This window comes from Pseudomonas sp. B6(2017), assembly GCF_002112765.1.
GTDB lineage: Bacteria > Pseudomonadota > Gammaproteobacteria > Pseudomonadales > Pseudomonadaceae > Aquipseudomonas > Aquipseudomonas piscis.
On the sequence record NZ_NEIQ01000057.1, the window covers coordinates 1 to 1,564 of the forward strand.

General features: G+C 64.7%; 3 protein-coding genes. All 3 read right to left on the bottom strand.

Annotation, left to right across the window (positions count from 1 at the left end; all coding sequences use genetic code 11):
* Positions 1 to 54 precede the first annotated feature (54 nt).
* Positions 55 to 267: a tail protein X gene (locus CAG11_RS32915; RefSeq protein ID WP_085600862.1), complete on the bottom strand. Its 213-nt coding sequence runs from the start codon at positions 265 to 267 to the stop codon at positions 55 to 57.
* The gene (locus CAG11_RS32920; RefSeq protein WP_085600864.1) at positions 267 to 728 is read right to left on the bottom strand and encodes a head completion/stabilization protein; all 462 of its coding nucleotides are present in this window, start codon (positions 726 to 728) and stop codon (positions 267 to 269) included. The genes CAG11_RS32915 and CAG11_RS32920 overlap by 1 nt, the downstream gene beginning before the upstream one ends.
* Before the next feature lie 115 nt (positions 729 to 843).
* On the bottom strand, positions 844 to 1,551 hold the full coding sequence (gpM, locus tag CAG11_RS32925; RefSeq protein ID WP_085600866.1) for a phage terminase small subunit: 708 nt from the start codon (positions 1,549 to 1,551) through the stop codon (positions 844 to 846).
* Between the last annotated feature and the right edge of the window lie 13 nt (positions 1,552 to 1,564).

Here is a 1,564-nt window from a genome sequence, read left to right on the forward strand (position 1 = left end):
CATTCTTTTCATTCCAAGGTCCAGGGTGGGTGGCTACAAGGACACGGCTTAACTTCAGTCCCATAGGTTCACCATCTGCCGCTGTGGGGCTGTGGTTTGTGTGTCCGGCATCAGTACGGCGAGGCCCTGTGGCAGGATTGGCCCGTGGTCTGCCAGCCCTGGGTTCGCCTCGAGCACCGCCTCGGTGACGCCCGCCGTGCGGCCGTAGTGCCGCCAGCAGACGGCGTCGACCGTGTCGTTTTGCTGGGCGCGCAATGTGATGGCCATCAGATCAGGTCCACGGTGGTGCGCGGGGTAGCGAGAAAATCGCGGATCGCCCAGCGCAGGTCGCGGTGGTAGTCGTCGATGTTCGGGGCCAGTTCCTCGGCCTTGCGGTTGCCGGCGTTGGTGCTGTCGTAGGAGCGGTACCGCTCACACACTTCGGCGCCGACCCCGGCCTCGATGGCACGGCGGTAAAGGTGCACCTGGACCGATTCGCTGTTGACCTGCCGCGCTGGTACTTCGCGCAGCTCGCTATAGCCCTGGGCCTGCTTGCTGAGCTGCCAGGCCTCCAGCTCGCGGTTGACGTTGATCGCGGTGTTGATCACCGCGGTTTCGAGCCGGGCAGGGGTGACGCTGCCGTCGATACGCAGCGTGGCGCGCACCTGGTCGAGATCGATCGAGGGCCAGAATGGGTCGGTGTTGATATGGCCGCCAGGCGTGCTGCCGTTGGCTACGAATCCGCTCATGGTGCTGCGCTCAATAGGTCGCCGGTGGTCGGGGCTTCACGTTCAGGAGGAGCGGCCTGGCCGATCCGCCCCGAGCCGGCGGGGTGCGTGGGGACGCTCGGTTAACTGCGGGCCGTTAAGGGGCTGGCGCAGTGTGTTTCTTGAGGAGGCGGTCGACGCGCTCCAGATCCTTTTTGCCGCCGCAGTTGCTGTGCAGCTCGATGGCTCGGGCCAGGTGACCCCGGGCTTGTTCGAGGGGCTTCAAGGCCTCTGCTGCGGGGGTATCCTCGGTGACCTGGGCCGAGTACGCCTTGCCGATGGCCAGGTGCAGCTTGGCCCGGGCCTGGTCTGGCATGTCTTCCTTGGCAGTAATCTGCTCGGTGCGCAGGAGCAACTCCAGGTCGAAGCTGCCGCCGGCTTTCTGGGCGTTGAGCGCGGCCTCGGCGATTTCCTCGGCGACGATGGTGCCGGTGGTACGCTCGAAGCGGTCGGGCATGATCAACTGGTGCTCGATCACGTAGGCCGCGATGTCCAGGGCGCCTTTGAAGTGGCCGGCATCGATGCGCCACACCATCAGCGTTGTCAGCACTTGGTCTTGAGCGCCTTTGCCTTCGGCCAATACGCCTTCGACATAGGGCTCGTACTCGGGCAGCAGTAGGCGTTTCAGCTCTGCCTTGCCCTCGTTGGACTGCACCTGTTTCAGCCGCAGGTAGTCCTGGTGCAGCTTGGATAGGTGCAGTTCGTAGGAGGTGGCGCCCTCCATGGTCATGGCCGGCCCGGCGACAGCAGCCGCTTCGATGGCTGCTGTAACGCGTTGAAAGTGACGACGGCAGGGGTTGGTCATGATCGTCAGCCTC

Bases quoted from the DNA above. Each gene is read 5' to 3' on its own strand.
- CAG11_RS32915 (WP_085600862.1), bottom strand. From the start codon at position 267: ATGGCCATCACATTGCGCGCCCAGCAAAACGACACGGTCGACGCCGTC.
- CAG11_RS32920 (WP_085600864.1), bottom strand. From the start codon at position 728: ATGAGCGGATTCGTAGCCAACGGCAGCACGCCTGGCGGCCATATCAAC.
- gpM (WP_085600866.1), bottom strand. From the start codon at position 1,551: ATGACCAACCCCTGCCGTCGTCACTTTCAACGCGTTACAGCAGCCATC.